Source organism: Streptomyces sp. NBC_00775 (assembly GCF_036347135.1).
GTDB lineage: Bacteria > Actinomycetota > Actinomycetes > Streptomycetales > Streptomycetaceae > Streptomyces > Streptomyces lutosisoli.
The window spans coordinates 1,016,934-1,032,143 of record NZ_CP108938.1 but is presented as its reverse complement, the minus strand read 5'-3'; the positions used below and the strand labels follow the sequence as shown (position 1 = coordinate 1,032,143).

General features: G+C 69.9%; 11 protein-coding genes and 2 pseudogenes. 9 read left to right on the top strand and 4 right to left on the bottom strand.

Going from position 1 to position 15,210, the window contains the following annotated elements:
• Window positions 1-138: 138 nt before the first annotated feature.
• A complete protein-coding gene (locus OIC96_RS04825) occupies window positions 139-2,061 on the top strand; it encodes an ABC transporter ATP-binding protein (RefSeq protein ID WP_330310385.1) in 1,923 nt (640 codons plus the stop codon).
• Between the two features lie 57 nt (window positions 2,062-2,118).
• Window positions 2,119-2,265: pseudogene (locus OIC96_RS49805) on the top strand (transposase); the annotation flags it as partial.
• Between the two features lie 318 nt (window positions 2,266-2,583).
• Here OIC96_RS49805 and OIC96_RS04820 read toward each other — a convergent pair.
• From OIC96_RS04820 to OIC96_RS04810, 3 genes are all read right to left on the bottom strand, one after another.
• Window positions 2,584-2,853, bottom strand: coding sequence for an SHOCT domain-containing protein (locus tag OIC96_RS04820; protein ID WP_330309120.1), 270 nt, complete (start codon window positions 2,851-2,853; stop codon window positions 2,584-2,586).
• A 564-nt stretch (window positions 2,854-3,417) separates the two neighbouring features.
• On the bottom strand, window positions 3,418-4,083 hold the full coding sequence (locus OIC96_RS04815) for a DUF4389 domain-containing protein (protein WP_330309121.1): 666 nt from the start codon (window positions 4,081-4,083) through the stop codon (window positions 3,418-3,420).
• Window positions 4,084-4,225: 142 nt separating this feature from the next.
• A complete protein-coding gene (locus tag OIC96_RS04810; RefSeq protein WP_443058305.1) occupies window positions 4,226-4,819 on the bottom strand; it encodes an Rv1733c family protein in 594 nt (197 codons plus the stop codon).
• A gap of 481 nt (window positions 4,820-5,300) precedes the next feature.
• Here OIC96_RS04810 and OIC96_RS04805 point away from each other — a divergent pair, with 481 nt between their 5' ends.
• From OIC96_RS04805 to OIC96_RS04790, 4 genes and pseudogenes are all read left to right on the top strand, one after another.
• Window positions 5,301-6,371 carry a zinc-dependent alcohol dehydrogenase family protein gene (locus OIC96_RS04805; protein ID WP_330309123.1) on the top strand — a complete coding sequence of 357 codons (1,071 nt, stop codon included), beginning with the start codon at window positions 5,301-5,303 and terminating at the stop codon, window positions 6,369-6,371.
• Window positions 6,372-6,390: 19 nt separating this feature from the next.
• The gene (locus OIC96_RS04800) at window positions 6,391-7,077 is read left to right on the top strand and encodes a helix-turn-helix domain-containing protein (RefSeq protein WP_330309124.1); all 687 of its coding nucleotides are present in this window, start codon (window positions 6,391-6,393) and stop codon (window positions 7,075-7,077) included.
• A 136-nt stretch (window positions 7,078-7,213) separates the two neighbouring features.
• Window positions 7,214-7,654, top strand: coding sequence for a pyridoxamine 5'-phosphate oxidase family protein (locus OIC96_RS04795; protein ID WP_330309125.1), 441 nt, complete (start codon window positions 7,214-7,216; stop codon window positions 7,652-7,654).
• A gap of 140 nt (window positions 7,655-7,794) precedes the next feature.
• A pseudogene (locus OIC96_RS04790) lies at window positions 7,795-7,976 on the top strand (carbamate kinase); the annotation flags it as partial.
• A 64-nt stretch (window positions 7,977-8,040) separates the two neighbouring features.
• Here the strand turns inward: OIC96_RS04790 and OIC96_RS04785 are convergent.
• Complete coding sequence (locus OIC96_RS04785; RefSeq protein WP_330309126.1) at window positions 8,041-10,488, bottom strand: SpoIIE family protein phosphatase; 2,448 nt, start codon at window positions 10,486-10,488, stop codon at window positions 8,041-8,043.
• Between the two features lie 999 nt (window positions 10,489-11,487).
• Here OIC96_RS04785 and OIC96_RS04780 point away from each other — a divergent pair.
• The 3 genes from OIC96_RS04780 to OIC96_RS04770 all read left to right on the top strand — a co-directional run bounded on the left by OIC96_RS04780 (window position 11,488) and on the right by OIC96_RS04770 (window position 15,093).
• Complete coding sequence (locus OIC96_RS04780) at window positions 11,488-12,363, top strand: universal stress protein (protein WP_330309127.1); 876 nt, start codon at window positions 11,488-11,490, stop codon at window positions 12,361-12,363.
• A gap of 275 nt (window positions 12,364-12,638) precedes the next feature.
• Complete coding sequence (locus OIC96_RS04775; RefSeq protein ID WP_330309128.1) at window positions 12,639-13,514, top strand: universal stress protein; 876 nt, start codon at window positions 12,639-12,641, stop codon at window positions 13,512-13,514.
• Window positions 13,507-15,093, top strand: a complete 1,587-nt coding sequence (locus OIC96_RS04770; RefSeq protein ID WP_330309129.1) for a bifunctional aminoglycoside phosphotransferase/ATP-binding protein — start codon at window positions 13,507-13,509, stop codon at window positions 15,091-15,093. Before OIC96_RS04775 ends, OIC96_RS04770 begins: the two co-directional genes overlap by 8 nt.
• The last annotated feature ends 117 nt before the right edge of the window (window positions 15,094-15,210 follow it).

Below are 15,210 nucleotides of genomic sequence, written 5' to 3'. Positions count from 1 at the left end.
GAGCGGAGACGGCGGCTGACACGCCGGGCAAGGTGCGGGAGGGTCCGGCTTCGTCAAGTTCTTTGCGTAGCGCGTCAACTTCTTCCTGTAGTCATTGACCTCAATAATGCTTGAGGTCATACCGTCTCTCTTATGAGCATGGAGACCACAGCCTGGACACAGCTGCACAGTGTCATGAACGCGCAGCAGGAACGCCGACCCTTCGCCCGCGCGACGCTGCGCCGCATCGCCGCCTTCGCCCGCCCACACCGCCGCCGTATCGGGCAGTTCGTGGTGCTCAGCGTACTGACCGCGCTGCTCGCCGTCGCGACGCCGGTGCTCGCGGGGCGCGTCGTGAACGCCATCGTGTCCGGCGGCGACGAGAGCACCGTCATCCGCCTTGCCGTGCTCATCGCCGTCATCGCGCTCGCCGAGGCGGCGCTCGGGATCCTTGCCCGCTGGCTTTCGTCGACGCTCGGCGAGGGACTCATCCTCGATCTGCGTACGGCTGTGTTCGATCATGTGCAGCGCATGCCGGTCGCGTTCTTCACACGTACTCGTACGGGCGCGCTGGTCAGTCGACTCAACAACGACGTCATCGGTGCCCAACGCGCCTTCAGCAACACCCTGTCCGGAGTCGTCAGCAACCTCGTGACGCTGCTGCTCACCCTCGCCGTCATGCTCACGCTGTCCTGGCAGATCACCCTGCTCGCGCTGGTCCTGCTGCCGGTGTTCGTGATTCCCGCCCGCCGGATGGGCAGTCGGATGGCCAAGCTCCAGCGGGAGGCCGCCGACCTCAACGCCTCGATGGGCACCCGGATGACCGAGCGCTTCTCGGCACCCGGCGCCACCTTGGTGAAGCTCTTCGGGCGGCCCGAGCAGGAGTCCGTCGAGTTCGCGGCGCGGGCCCGGCGGGTGCGGGACATCGGGGTGCGTACGGCGATGGCGCAGTCCGCGTTCATCACCGCCCTGACACTGGTGTCGGCCCTGGCCCTCGCCCTCGTGTACGGGCTCGGCGGCTGGTACGCGCTGCGCGGCACTCTGGAGCCGGGCGCCGTCGTCTCGCTGGCGCTGCTGCTGACCCGCCTGTACGCGCCGCTCACCTCGCTCGCCGGGGCCCGCGTCGAAGTCATGAGCGCCCTGGTCAGCTTCGAGCGCGTCTTCGAGGTGCTCGACCTGAAACCGCTCATCGAGGAGAAGCCGGACGCCCGCAAGGTGCCCGAAGGACCGGCGTCCGTGGAGTTCGACGACGTCCGTTTCGCCTACCCCTCCGCCGACAAGGTCTCCCTCGCTTCGCTGGAGGAGGTCGCCGCCCTGGACACCCGCGGCGGTGCCGAGGTCCTGCAGGGCGTCTCCTTCCGCGCCGAACCCGGCCAGACCGTCGCGCTCGTCGGCTCCTCCGGCGCCGGCAAGTCGACCATCGCGCAGCTGCTGCCGCGGCTGTACGACACCGACGAGGGCGCCGTCCGCATCGGCGGCGTCGACGTCCGCGATCTGAGCGCCGAGTCGATGCGCGAGACCCTCGGCATGGTCACCCAGGACGGGCACCTCTTCCACGACTCGGTACGGGCGAACCTGCTGCTGGCCCGCCCCTCCGCGACCGAGGAGGAACTGTGGGACGTACTGCGCCGGGCCCGTCTCGAAGACCTCGTGCGCTCCCTGCCCGACGGCCTGGGCACCGTGGTCGGCGAGCGCGGCTACCGGCTCTCCGGCGGCGAGCGCCAGCGCATGACCATCGCCCGGCTGCTCCTCGCCCGCCAGCGCGTCGTCATCCTCGACGAGGCCACCGCCCACCTCGACAACACCTCCGAGGCGGCCGTCCAGGAGGCGCTCACCGAGGCGCTGGAAGGGCGGACCGCCGTGGTGATTGCCCACCGGCTGTCCACCGTGCGGGCGGCCGACGTGATCCTCGTCGTCGAGGCGGGGCAGATCGTCGAGCGGGGCACCCACGAGGAACTGCTGGCGGCCGACGGGCGGTACGCGGAGCTGTACCGGACGCAGTTCGCCAAGCCGGGGACGGGTGACGCGGCGCACACCGCCGGCGTGATCGATGTCGCGGCCGCGGAAGAGGCCGTCGCGTAGGGAGCGACCCGGCGCCCGCCGTACCCCGGCGGGCGCCGGCGCGTACCCGTCACCGGGGCGCGACCCTTCTACTGCCGCAGGCACATGCTCGACGCGATCCGATACGTGGCGGACAACGGCGTGAAGTGGCCTACATCGCCTACGGATTACCCGCCGTGGAAGGCGGTGCACCAGGTCTTCACCCGCTGGCGGAGGCAGGGGCTGGTCGGCGAGTTCCACGACCGGCTCCGCGCCGCGACCGGTGAAGCGGAGGGCTGGGATGCGGAGCCGACGCCGAGGGCGATCGACTCGCGGTCCGCGAAGGGCACTTCGACGGTCGAGGCCGCGCTGGGGAGCAGGACGAGGCTGACGATGATCCCGGCGAGGCCGAGGCCGAGGCCGACGCGGCCGACGCGCTCAGCAGGGGGTGACGTTGATGCTGCGCCGGTGGGTCGGGTGCACGGCGGTGGGACGGATGACTATGGCGTCTCCTCCTCGGCTGTGGCGATCACGGCGTCCTTGGTTCGGGTGGTGGCCGACGTGTCATCCCTGTTTTGTGGAGGGTGGGGAGGCGCGCAGGGTGGCAAGGCGCCGCTGGTACTCCTCCTCGTCGATCTCGCCGCGGGCGAACCGCTCGGCGAGCAGCTGCTCGGGCGAGGGCCCAGCCGGGGTGTGGGTGTAGGGGTGCTCGGCGGTGCGGCCCAGGGCCCGGAAGAGCAGCACGCCGACTCCGATGATCACCGCCCAGAACAGGACCATGCTCACCGACATCGCGAACCAGCCCCAGCCGCCGTCGTGGCCATACCAGAACATCGCTTTCACTTCCCCAGGTTTCCAGGGGCCGCAGGCGCGGAGCCCGCTGTCCTGCCGACGTTCTCTGTTGTTTCCACAGTCGCTCGCGCCGGATCGCGGGCACAGGGCCGTCTGGCCCCGTGCACGGGGCCGTATAGCTCTTACCTACGACACTGCGTCCAGGAAGCCGTCCGGGCCGACCCAGCCGCGGGCGAGGCAGATACGCGGGTCGGGGTCCGTGCGGTGTGCGGTACCCCCATGTCGAGCGGAATCCCGACGGCGAGCCATGGGTGGAACCAGATCGTCTTGAGGACGAGTCCACTCGCGGCTGCGACGATCGCGGTGCCGGCCCACCAGTCGCTGCCCGCAGCCACACCGACACCAGCGACGACGTACAGCAGGGCGGTGTACCAGGAGAGCGCCGACGACGCGGCCCTGACAGGTGCCGTGGAGACGTGGGCCGCCGTCAGGGCCCACGAGTGTCCGGGGTCGAAGGGAGGCGGCTTGTCGGACGGTACCGGTGCCGTCCAGGCGCCGGGTGCAGCAGCCCGTGTACGACCAGGAATCCCGACACCAGCGCGGTGATCACGGCTGATCCTCCGGGGTGTTCGGTTCCGAGCCGCCCATGTCCAGGCGGAACGGCGGGTACTGGTCCGTCATCAGGGAGGTGTACGCGGCGACCCGCAGCACCCACCGGTTGAGGCCGAGGACCAGGTCGTACAGGTCCTTCGGATATTCCTCGGTGAAGGCCATGATCACGGCGGCGATGATCGTCAGCACCAGGATGAGTCCGCCGTACCACCAGCCGAGATGGGCGCCGCCGAGGAAGAATCCGATGACGATGTAGTGCGGGATGGCCAGGAGCCACCACTTCACCAGCACCAGACCGCGGGAGAGCCGCTCCGGGTAGGCGACGTCGAGCCGCGCGGGGTAGTCCGGTTCCTCGCCCAGGCTGAACGGCGGGTAGGTGTCGGTGCCCAGGGCGCCGTACGAGTAGTAGGCGACCCGCCAGCTCCAGCGCAGCACACCGAGGTTGAAGTCGAACAGTGCGCGTGGATAGCGCTCGGTGAACAGGATGGCGAAGAACGCGATCACGCACACCACGGTGAAGGCGATCCAGAGGAAGAACAGCACCACGTAGTGCGGAATGGCGAGGATCCATTTCACGAGCCACAGCCACCGGGACAGCGGCGCGTCGAGACGTGCGTTCACCTGGACCGGTCGGTCCGGGAATCCCACCAGGGTCGTCATCGAGATCAGCTCCTTCACCTCGGCATATGAGTTGCCAGGGTGGGCTCGTGGCCGGCCTGGCCGTTGCCCGTGCGACGCCGCGAGGGTTGTGTGGGCCGGACCGGAAGGCCTGTCGGCCCCCCTTGGCCCAACCGGCCCCGGATCAGGTGGTCCGGCGCCCCCACTGAGGTCCGACCTGGCCCCACTCGCGGTCCCACTGCTCGTAGCGCCGCTGGTCGAGTCGCCACTGTGCGACGCGTCCGGCGGCGAAGACCAGACCACCGAAGGCGAGCGCGGCCCCGGCGCCGAACATGGCCGCCTCGGTGGCCGCCGCCGAGGCCGTCGGCGGCTCGGTGGTGACCTGTCCCTTGCTGTTCACCCAGATCAGGACGTTCGATCCGGCCTTCTGCCCGGAGTCCACCAGGGCCCGGCCGGACCGGAGGGAACCGTCCGACGCCGTCCAGCGGACCTTCGCTCGGACATGGCCGTTCCTCGTGCCGTCCCCTGTCGACACCGCCCGGGCCGTGCTCTCGGCGAGGACGGCTCCGACCGTGTGCCGGTCATGGCGCAGTTGTGCGAGGGATTCATCGGTTGCGTGGGCCGTCACCGCGCCGATCAGGGCGCCGCCCAGCGCGATGGCCGCCCAGACGACCAGCATGATCCAGGCCTCGACGACGTCGTCGTGCCGTCGCAAGGGATTGTTCCGCCACCGCCACAACAGTTGCCTCGGACGCTTCGTACGCCGTGCCTCGGGCATCGGGCTGCACCTCCTCGTCCTCACAAACAGGAAGGTGACACCTGAGCCGGAGCGGTGGCAGGGGCCGATCGGACGGCATCGCGGGGCCGTCCGGGCACACTTTCGTTCGGCGGCGGGCCGTTCGGCACTGGTCCGCAAAGGGTGGCTGGCCACCGTACCGAGCAGGGCGGATGCGCCGGGATCCGACGGGGGACCACCGGCTCCAGCACATTCGGTTCAGCGATCGGTCGGTCTGAACGGTCCCGCCCGGACCCGCGATGGGGACCGACCGGCCCATGCGGACACCGTCTGTCACGGTCAGGGTGGAAATGGGAGGTCACTCTGTTCGAGGAGGGGCCGCCAAGCGGCGTCCCACCTTCGTCGGAGCCGACGGTTCCGACGGGGAACGGGTGGCTGAGCGTGGGGGCCGCCTACTCGCTGGCGTCCTTCACGACTGGCACCCGGAAGGCCCAAGCATCCCAAGGCCCAAGAAGGGATCGTCATGAAGGCACTTGTTTTTCACGGCTCCGGAAAGGCCGCATGGGAGGACGTGGCGGACCCCGGCATCCAGGACGCCACTGATGCGATCGTCCGCGTCGACGCGGTGACCATCTGCGGGACGGACCTGCACATCCTCAAGGGCGATGTGCCGGAGGTACGCCCGGGGACGGTGCTCGGGCACGAAGCCGTCGGGGAGATCGTCGAGGTGGGCGGCGACGTCCGCACGGTCCGCCCCGGTGACCGTGTCCTGGTCTCGTGCATCACGGCGTGCGGCCGCTGCCGGTTCTGCCGGGAAAGCACGTACGGGCAGTGCCGCGACGGCGGGGGCTGGATCCTCGGCCATCTGATCAACGGCACCCAGGCCGAGTACGTTCGTGTGCCCCATGCGGACCTGTCCACGCATCTTCTGCCCGGCGCGGTGGACAGCAAGGACGCCGTCCTGTTGGCCGACATCTTCCCCACCGCGTACGAGATAGGTGTGCTCAATGGATGTGTGCGGCCCGGTGACACCGTCGCCGTGGTCGGAGCAGGGCCCATCGGGCTCGCCGCGATCACCACGGCGCGGTTCTACACCCCCGAGATGATCATCGCCGTGGACCTCGCCCCGGCCCGGCTGGACGCCGCCAAGCACCTCGGCGCCGACGCCGTGGCAGTGGCCGGCGAGGAGGCCGAGCAGCTGGTCGCCGACCTCACGCAGGGCCTCGGAGCCGACGTGGTCATCGAAGCGGTCGGGGTGCCGGAGAGCTTCGAGATGTGTACGCGCATGGTGCGGCCAGGTGGGCACGTTGCCAACGTCGGCGTGCACGGAAAGCCCGCGACCTTGCACCTCGAAGACCTGTGGATCAAGAACGTGACGATCACCACCGGCCTGGTCGACACCCACTCCACTCCGACCCTGCTGTGCATGATGGCCGCCGGCCGCCTGCCGGCGTCGTCCCTGGTCACCCACACCTTCCCGCTGGGCGCCATGGAGGAGGCGTACGACGTCTTCTCACGGGCCGCCGACACCGGCGCGCTCAAGGTCGTTCTCGGTGGGCCGCAGCACGACGCCCTGACGGTGAGGACGTCCTGACAGGAAGAAGTGACGGGCCATGTCCGAACAGACACCGCTGAATCCGGGGGCTACAAAGGCGAGCAGCGCGCGGGGCGACACCGGGCGCCGCATCGCCACGCGACGAGGGGAGCTCGGCCTGACCCGGGAGGAAGTGGCCGACAGGGCGGGCACGGCCGTCGGCTACATCCAGTACCTGGAGGAACAGCCCAACGCGATGCCGGGCGTCAGCGTTCTCATCCGACTCGCCGACGTCCTGCAGACCAGCGTGGCAGCCCTGCACGGCGGCGACGCCGACCTGCCACCCGGAATGGGCCAGGCCGCCCGCCGCCCCGAGCTGATCGAAATGAGCGCCGAGGAGTGCCAGGCACGGCTGTCGACGCACGGCGTCGGAAGGCTCGCGATGGACACCCCCGACGGTCCTTTCGTCGCGCCTCTGAACTACACCGTCGTCGACGGTGCGATCACCTTCCGGACGGCACCCGACGCGACGCCCGCGACGGCCGTCGGAACCGACGTCGCCTTCGAGGTCGACCACATCGACGAGCCACTCAGCCAGGGCTGGAGTGTGCTGGTACGCGGCCGCGCCCGGGCCGTGACGGACCCCGACACCGTGCGTCGGCTGAAGGCGCTCGCGTACAGCGGTCCTTGGGCGGGCGGCGAACGCGACATGTGGGTGAGTGTCGATCCCCTCAGCACCACCGGGCGCCGGATCGTGGTGCGCTGATGGTTCCGTGCCAAACGTCGAGGTCGCTGGGGGCCACTTTCCAGCCGTGCTGGACCGATGGGCCCTCGCCCCTGAACTTCTCCGCCGCGCAGGATGAAAAGCGTGCGGCTCTACGGCGTGAAAGTTGAATCCGGTTATGTATCCCCAAGACGGTTTCCGTGAACTCGATCGGCATGAGTGTCTGGGCCTGCTGGCCACGGCACCCGTCGGCCGCATCGTTCACACGCGCCACGCCTTGCCCGCGGTCCTGCCGGTCAACTTCTGCCTGGACAACGATTTCGCAGTACTGCTGCGCACTTTGGCGGACTCGGAACTGGCCGAAGCAATCGACGGTGTGGTCGTCGCCTTCGAAGCGGATGTCGTCGATGCCGCGGCGCACTCCGGCTGGAGTGTCGTCGTCACCGGCCGCGCCACGGTGGTGACCGACCCCGTCGAGCACGGTCGGTTGTCGCGGACCGGTCCAAGCTCCTGGGTGGCCTCACCGAAGGAGGTCTTCATACACATCGAATCCGAACTGGTCACCGGCTGTGAACTCGTCGGTGGGCGCACGGTCTATGGGGTGGATCTCCAGCCCTGAGAACGGAGTGGACCTCTAGTCCCGGTCAACCGCGAGCCGCGGACCCCGTCCACGGGGCGCGTCGTCCTCGACCGGGCGGAGAGCTCCGCAACCGGGCTGAGCACGGGCTGCACACCAGCAAGGCCGTGCTCGTGGCCACCCTGGAGGACCGATTCACGCGCATCGTCGTCGCCCTTGGCGGCAACGCCCTGCTGCACGGTGCGAACGCCCCGACGCGCAGACCCAGCGGGCCCACATCGACCGAGCCGTCACGGCCCTCGCGGCTCTCGCCCATGAGAACGACCTCGTCATTACCCACGGCAACGGGACCCAGATCTGCCTGCCATGACCGTTCCGGGCGGGATGGCGAGGCAGGGCGGACGGCGGGTGCAGGCGGTCGGGCGCCGTCACGATCGCTCGTTCTGAATGCCGATCTCCGCCCAGATCGACTTCCCTCCGGGCAGGTGGCGCGTGCCCCACCGATCGGCGAACTGGGCGACGAGCAACAGGCCGCGCCCGCCTTCGTCGAAGATGCGGGCTCGCCGCATGTGCGGGGCGGTGCTGCTGCCGTCGGAGACCTCGCAGATGAGCACGGTGTCGCGGATAAGGCGCAGCTGAATGGGAGGGCCGCCGTAGCGGATCGCGTTGGTGACCAGCTCGCTCACCACCAGCTCGGCGGTGAAGGCGACCTCGTCCAGTCCCCAGTTCGCCAGGAGACGGGAGACCTCGCCCCGTGCGCCCGCCACGGCGGCCGGGTCGGGAGGCAGATCCCAGGTGGCGACCCGACCCGTATCGAGGGCCCGGGTGCGCGCGATGAGCAGGGCGACATCGTCCGACGGCTGCGCGGGGAGCAGGGTTTGGACCAGGTCGTCGCAGAGGGCCTCCAGCGAGCGAGCGGGCCGTTCCAGGCGTCGGCGCAGCAGCGCCATGCCCTTGCCGAGGTCGTGCTCGGGGACCTCGACGAGGCCGTCCGTGTACAGCGCGAGCAGGGTGTCTTGGGGCACCTCCCATTCGACCGCTTCGAAAGGAAGTCCGCCCATTCCCAGTGGAGGGCCGACAGGCAGGTCGATGAACTCCGCCGTGCCGTCGGGCGTCACCACGGCGGGCGGGGGATGGCCTGCCCCGGCGGCGGTGCAGCGGCGCGAGACCGGGTCGTAGACCAGGTACAGACAGGTGGCGACGAGATCAGTGACGATCTCGAGCTCCGAATCCGTGGCGGTGCCCTCCTCCGTCCTGAGGTGGGTGACCAAGTCGTCCAGGTGGACGAGGAGCTCCTCGGGAGGCAGGTCGACGTCCGCCAAAGTGCGTACCGCGGTCCGCAGCCGCCCCATGGTGGCGGAGGCGCGCAGACCATGGCCCACTACGTCTCCGACCACCAGGGCGACCCGGGCGCCCGACAGGGGGATCACATCGAACCAGTCACCGCCCAGCCCGGCCCGGGAACGAGCCGGGAGGTAGCGGTAGGCAACCTCCACGGCCTCCTGGGCAGCGAGCCGCTGCGGAAGCAGACTCCGTTGCAGGGCCAGGGCGGTGGTCCGCTCGCGGGTGAAGCGGCGGGCGTTGTCCACGGCCACGGCGGCGCGTGCGGCGATCTCTTCCGCGAGGAGCAGATCGTCCTCGTCGAAGGGCTCCCGGCGCCGGTGGCGGACGAGTACGGCCACCCCGAGCGTGATGCCTCGGGCGCGCAGCGGGACGACCATGATGGAGTGCATTCCGAAGGCGCGGACCTTCACTGCGCGCTGAGGGTCGGCCGTCTGCCAGCTCTCGATGGCTTCGTCCAGGGTGCGGTGCAGCGAGGGCAGCCCCGTGACCAGGCAGCGGGCGGGGGGCGAGGACTCTGGGTAGTAGTCCACATCTCCCGGCTGGATCACCGACTCGGGGATGCCGGGGAGGACGGACTGCTGCGCTGCGCGGCGCAGAGCGACGGAGCCCTCGGCGGAAGGCCTGGGCTCGACACCGCGGAACAGCGAGTCCAGCAGGTCGATACTGATGAAGTCGGCGAGTCGGCCCACCGCCACGTCGGCCATCTCCTGGGCCGTGTGCGCCACGTCGAGGGTGCTGCCCACCTGTGTGCTGACGTCGTTCAGCAGGGCGAGTCGCTCTCGGGACCGGTGCTGTTCGGTGACGTCGAGCGCGATGAGCTGCACGTGTCGCACCTGTCCTGCCGGGTTCCTGAGGGGGGACACGGTGACGGCCCAGTACCTGTCGTGGGCTCCGCGCCGCGGTCGGCCATGCACCTGAAACAGCTCCGGTTCTCCCGTCTCGAACACCCGGCGCATGCCCTCTTCGACCGTGGTGCAGATATGGGGAGGCAGGATGTCGGTGACACGCCGACCGCGTATCTGCCCCTCCGTGAGGCCCAGTTCGCGGGCCGCGCCGGCGCTCCCGCGCAGGGCCCGCAACTCGGCGTCGTAGATCATCACAGGTAGGTGGGACTGCGCGAAGGCTTCCTCTGTCGTCGCCTCGCCCTCATACGGATGTGGCTCCTGACGCGGACGCGTCTGCTGTGGCGGCGTGGCCACGACGAGCCACTGTGCGTTGCCCTCGTGGTCGAGTGACGGGTACGCCCGCAGCTCGACTTCCATGGGGTGGCCGTCCTGGTGTCGCAGCGGGGTCGTCCGGCTCCGTTCGTCGAGAACCTCTGAGAAATCCCCCATGGCGTCGGCGTTCCAGCCGAGCAGACGCTTCGCGGGACGCCCTACAACGTCCTCGTACGGATACCCGAGCAACCGGTGTGCGCCGGTACTCCACCCCGTCACGGTCCCCCGCGCGTCGACCACTGCCGTGGCCGAGGTGACCGGATCCGGAAGCTGACCGAGGCCGTTTCCGAGGGGGCTCGCGTTCTCCATGTCCATTCATCGCCCATCCTGCCCCCCAGACTCTCGGGTCCTGGGGAGACACAGCAGAGGCCGCAGGGCGGCGAAACGTCGCATCCCGTCGCGTCGGCTCCTTTCCTCACTTGTATCTCTCCTTGAGCGCACACGCAGGTCGGCGGGCGGCGCGGAGGGGGACGCCGCACCGAGACTGCCGCGTACCTGCCGGACTAGGCGGGCACCTGGCCCCCGGGCGACCAGTCCGGCCGTGGGCCGTCCGCTCGTCGAGGACGACGGCAAGCGGACCTGTCGCGTCGTCCGGGACTGCGCCAGCCGACACGCCTGGTGGCGCTGGGCCGATCGCCCGCACGATGCCCTGGAGCGCTGCCCGCCTCCGGAGATGTTCAGCCGCTGACATCCACACCTCACATCAACGGTGCTGAACACCAGCAGCCGTGAGCCGCTCGACAGACGCGGTGCACAAGGCCGCCGCGCGCGGGCTTCGGCGGCGCAAGGGCCCTTCCATACCTCAGATCGAGCCGCTCGGCTCATGCGCCGTGTCCTCTATCGGAGTTGGCTGAGAGTGAAGGAAGCGACGCCGACTCGAAGGGAGTGAGGACAGTGGGTACGAGTCTCACGCCAGAATTCTGGAAGCTGTTTGCGGTGCTGCTCGTTGTGGCCATGGGCGTGACGTTCGTCGCCGCGGCGGCGCTCGACGCGCTCGCCGTCCGGCTGCTGCGCCCTCGCGTATGCAGGCCACTAGCGGCAGCGCCGTCGAGGCCGGCGGACACGGATCACCGTATTCCTGTCGGCCGGTGAGGTGTCTGAACCGAACCGGAAGCCGGGAAGGCGGGCGTCCCCGGGCTCCCTTCGCTCCTCCGGGGGCGGCCGTCCTCTGGCCCTCCGCCTGGGACAGGACGGGCCGAACGTCCCCGGCAAGGGTCGAACCGCCCCTACTTCCCCCCGGCCGACGGTGCGACGGTGACAGTGAACCCCCTCGGCTGTGCTAGGTCCGCAGTCGGACGAAAGGCGGTGGGAAAGATGGAACTGCCCCTGGTCGTAGGTGTCGACGGATCGGATTCAAGCCTTCTTGCGATCGACTGGGCAGTGGACGAAGCTGCCCGGCTCGGTCTCCCGCTGCGGCTCGTGTACGCGTCACTGTGGAAGCGCTGCGAAAGCGCCGCGCTACCGGGCAGCCGGGAACGTCCCTCTGAGCAGGTGATGGCGGAGAACATCGTCGGATCCGCGGCGGAGCGCGCCCGACGGCGGAACCCGGAGGTGAAGGTCTCGGCCGAGCTACTGCCTGAAGAGGCGGTGTCCGCGCTGCTGCGCGAAGGCGGCAGTGCGACGGCTCTCGTGACGGGATCACGCGGCCGCGGCGAGCTCAAGGGCCTTCTCCTCGGCTCGGTCGGCCTGGGGGTGGCGGCTCGAGCCCATTGCCCGGTGATCGTGGTCCGCGGCGACAAGGCCGGACTGGAGGGCACCCACGAGCGGATCCTGCTCGGTGCGGGAGACCCTTCCACCGGTGTGGAGGCGGTGCGGTTCGCCTTCCGCGAGGCCGAGGCGCGCAAGTGCACGCTCGATGTCGTACGTGCCTGGCGCTGCCCCTCGTACGAGACGACTGACCATCCCCGGCTCGCCGACGAACCGGAGCACCATCACGAGGAGCGGGCATCGGTCCTGCTCGACGCCGTGCTCCACGACGCGGTGGCAGACCATCCGGGTGTCCGGGTCCACTGGACGACGGTCGAAGGGCCGGCCCGCAACGTGCTCCTGCACCGCTCCGCCGCCGCGGACCTTGTGGTCATCGGGGCCCAGCGCAGGCACAGCCACTTCGGCTTTCAGCTCGGCCCAGTGGGGCACACCCTGCTGCATCACGCGGACTGCCCGGTGGCGATCGTGCCGCAGGGCGCGTGACAGTGCGCCGGGCCCAGCCTCCGGGCCCAACCTCCGGGCCCGGCCGCTGGTCAGGTATGTACGGATCACGAGGGTACGAGCCCGGTACGAGCCCGTACCCACGTCGCCTGCGGGCCTCCACGACGAGGAGGCCGGCTTTCAAGGCGTTGGTCCAAGACCTCCTCCTTGGGCTGGACCCTGCGCCGGCCCGAGCCCTGCCGCACCGGTGTCCGCATGCGCCGCAAGAAGATTTCGGGTACTCCTCGGATGAGAAGCAACCGACGGAGGCAGTCGCCATGGAGTCAGCAGTCACCGTGGGCCTCGACGGCTCACCCGAGAGCCTTGCCGCCGCCCATTGGGCAGCCGACGAAGCCGAGCGGCGGAATCTCACGCTGCGTCTGCTGCATGCGTGGCCCCTGCTGGTGCCGGAACAGACCCGCATCCCCGCCGAGGTGGATCAGAACTACTGGGCGAATCGCATCGTGCACAACGCGCGGGCGGAGCTCCAGGCGCGACACCCGGGCCTCTCCATCGTCGGCAATCTTGTTGCCGACGACGCGCAGGACGCACTCCTGCAAGCGGCATCGGAGTCCGAGATGACCGTGGTCGGCTCGCGCGGTCTGGGGGCCATCGGGAGCTATTTCCTGGGCGACATCAGCATGGCCGTTGTGGCACGGGCCGAGGGGCCGGTGGTCCTGGTACGTGCCGAAACCAACGAAACGGGTCCACTGCCCCCTCCACGTACGGCGGGCAGCGTAGTGGTGGCATTGAAACTGCATGGCCCATGCGACGACCTGCTCGAATTCGCCTTCGGCAGCGCCGCGGCGCGGGGCGTGCCCCTCCGGGTCGTCCATGGCCGGAGCCTGCCCGTCAACGCTTACGTTCCCTGGGGCGTGGACCACGACGTCACCGAAGAGATCAAGCATGAGGCACAGAAGGACCTGAGCCAGGCCCTCCGCCCCTGGCGCGAGAAGTTCCCGGGCGTCGAGGTCGCCGACCTCATCGTTCTCGAAAGCCCCGCCAAGGCCGTCGTACGGGCCGCCGACGGCGCCGGGCTGCTGGTCGTCGGCCGACGCAAGCACCGTCCCGGCCTGGTACCACGCGTGGGCCCCGTAGCCCAGGCCGCCGCCCACCACGCGCGCTGCCCTGTCGCCGTCGTCCCCCATGACTGAGCTGAGCCGCGACGGGGAGCCGATGACGCCGGCGTATCGGACCGAGGCGTCCGTCCTTCGGCACAGCGCTGCCCCACAGACTCCGCCGCTCCCGCGTGCGGAGGTACGTGAGACCCATACCGCGGTGGTGTTCTTCGTCGGGGATCGCGCCTACAAGATCAAGAAACCGGTTGACCTGAAGTTCCTGGACTACACCGCCGTGGCGGCTCGCCGGGCCACGTGCGAGCGGGAAGTCGCCCTCAACCGTCGCTTCGCCCCCGACGTCTACCTCGGGCTGGGGGAATTCCACAGCCCGGACACGGATACGCCCGAACCCGTCGTCGTGATGCGCCGTATGCCGGCGGAGCGCCGCCTCTCCCGGCTGGTGAGAGAAGGCAGGGCCGTTGACGATGCCCTGCGGGCTGTCGCCCGGCTGCTCGCCACCCGTCACGCCGAGACGTCCCGCAGCCGGGATGTGGACGAGCAGGGGACGCGGGATGCTCTGTCGTCGCGGTGGGAGGCGAGCTTCGCGCAGGCCCGCGCGCTGGCCGACGAAGGCCTCGCGCCCGACGGCGTGGAGGAGATCGAGCGGCTGGTGCGCGGCTATCTCGCCGGCCGCAAGCAGCTTTTCGACATGCGCATCGAGCAGGGGCGGGTGGTCGACGGCCACGGCGACCTGCTCGCCGACGACATCTTCTGTCTCGACGACGGCCCCCGCGTCCTGGACTGTCTGGAGTTCGACGACCGGCTGCGCTATGTCGACGGCCTCGACGATGCCGCCTTCCTCGCCATGGACCTGGAACAGCTGGGCGTCCCGGAAGCCGCGGCGTTCTTCCTCGCCGAGTACAGCGAGTACTCCGGCGACCCGGCACCGCCCTCTCTTCGTCACCACTACGTCGCCTACCGCGCGTTCGTCCGTGCCAAGGTCGCGCTGATCCAGTCACGCCAGGGCGCGCCGGGCGCGCAGGCTGCGGCACGCCGACTGATCACAACCACCCTGCGCCACCTGCGTACGTCCGCTGTCGGCCTGACGCTCGTCGGCGGGCTCCCGGGCAGCGGGAAGTCCACGCTCTCCGGCGCACTGGCCGACCGCCTGGGAGTCACACTGCTCAGCAGCGACCGTCTCCGCAAGGAGCTGGCGGGCATCCCGGCCGAGGAGCCCGCGCCCGCCGGCTATGGCGAAGGCCTGTACACGCCGGAGTGGACCAACAAGACCTACGCGGCCCTGCTCGACCGCGCATCCGCCCTGCTGTCCTGTGGTGAGTCCGTCGTCCTGGATGCCACCTGGTCCAATGCGGGACAGCGTGAAGCCGCCCTGCGCATGGCCGAACACGCCAGCGCCGACCTGGTGGCCCTGCACTGCCAGGTTCCGGGCGATGTGTCGGCCACCCGCCTGACCACCCGCACGGTCGGGGCATCCGACGCCGGCCTGGACGTGGCCGCCGCCATGGCGGCCACGGAACCGCCATGGCCGGAAGCCGTCGTCGTCGACACGAGCGGCCCCCTGGAGGCCGCGGTCGTCCGGGCGATGACAGCCGTACGCCCTTACGCCACCGACCAGGCCCCGGTCTTTCGCCGCCCCTACATGGAGCCGGATTAGGAGGCGAACTGCGACCATGCGGCGGCGACCTGTGTGCCGGAGTGGACGGCCTCCTCAGGAGGGCCCGGACGACCTGAGCGGCTGCTGCCCTCGAAAGAGCCCGACAGTCCCTGTTGC

Coding starts and splice junctions, on each gene's coding strand:
- OIC96_RS04810 (WP_443058305.1), bottom strand. CDS start 4,819: ATGCCCGAGGCACGGCGTACGAAGCGTCCGAGGCAACTGTTGTGGCGG.
- OIC96_RS04800 (WP_330309124.1), top strand. CDS start 6,391: ATGTCCGAACAGACACCGCTGAATCCGGGGGCTACAAAGGCGAGCAGC.
- OIC96_RS04785 (WP_330309126.1), bottom strand. CDS start 10,488: ATGGACATGGAGAACGCGAGCCCCCTCGGAAACGGCCTCGGTCAGCTT.
- OIC96_RS04805 (WP_330309123.1), top strand. CDS start 5,301: ATGAAGGCACTTGTTTTTCACGGCTCCGGAAAGGCCGCATGGGAGGAC.
- OIC96_RS04795 (WP_330309125.1), top strand. CDS start 7,214: ATGTATCCCCAAGACGGTTTCCGTGAACTCGATCGGCATGAGTGTCTG.
- OIC96_RS04775 (WP_330309128.1), top strand. CDS start 12,639: ATGGAGTCAGCAGTCACCGTGGGCCTCGACGGCTCACCCGAGAGCCTT.
- OIC96_RS04820 (WP_330309120.1), bottom strand. CDS start 2,853: ATGTTCTGGTATGGCCACGACGGCGGCTGGGGCTGGTTCGCGATGTCG.
- OIC96_RS04770 (WP_330309129.1), top strand. CDS start 13,507: ATGACTGAGCTGAGCCGCGACGGGGAGCCGATGACGCCGGCGTATCGG.
- OIC96_RS04815 (WP_330309121.1), bottom strand. CDS start 4,083: ATGACGACCCTGGTGGGATTCCCGGACCGACCGGTCCAGGTGAACGCA.
- OIC96_RS04780 (WP_330309127.1), top strand. CDS start 11,488: ATGGAACTGCCCCTGGTCGTAGGTGTCGACGGATCGGATTCAAGCCTT.
- OIC96_RS04825 (WP_330310385.1), top strand. CDS start 139: ATGGAGACCACAGCCTGGACACAGCTGCACAGTGTCATGAACGCGCAG.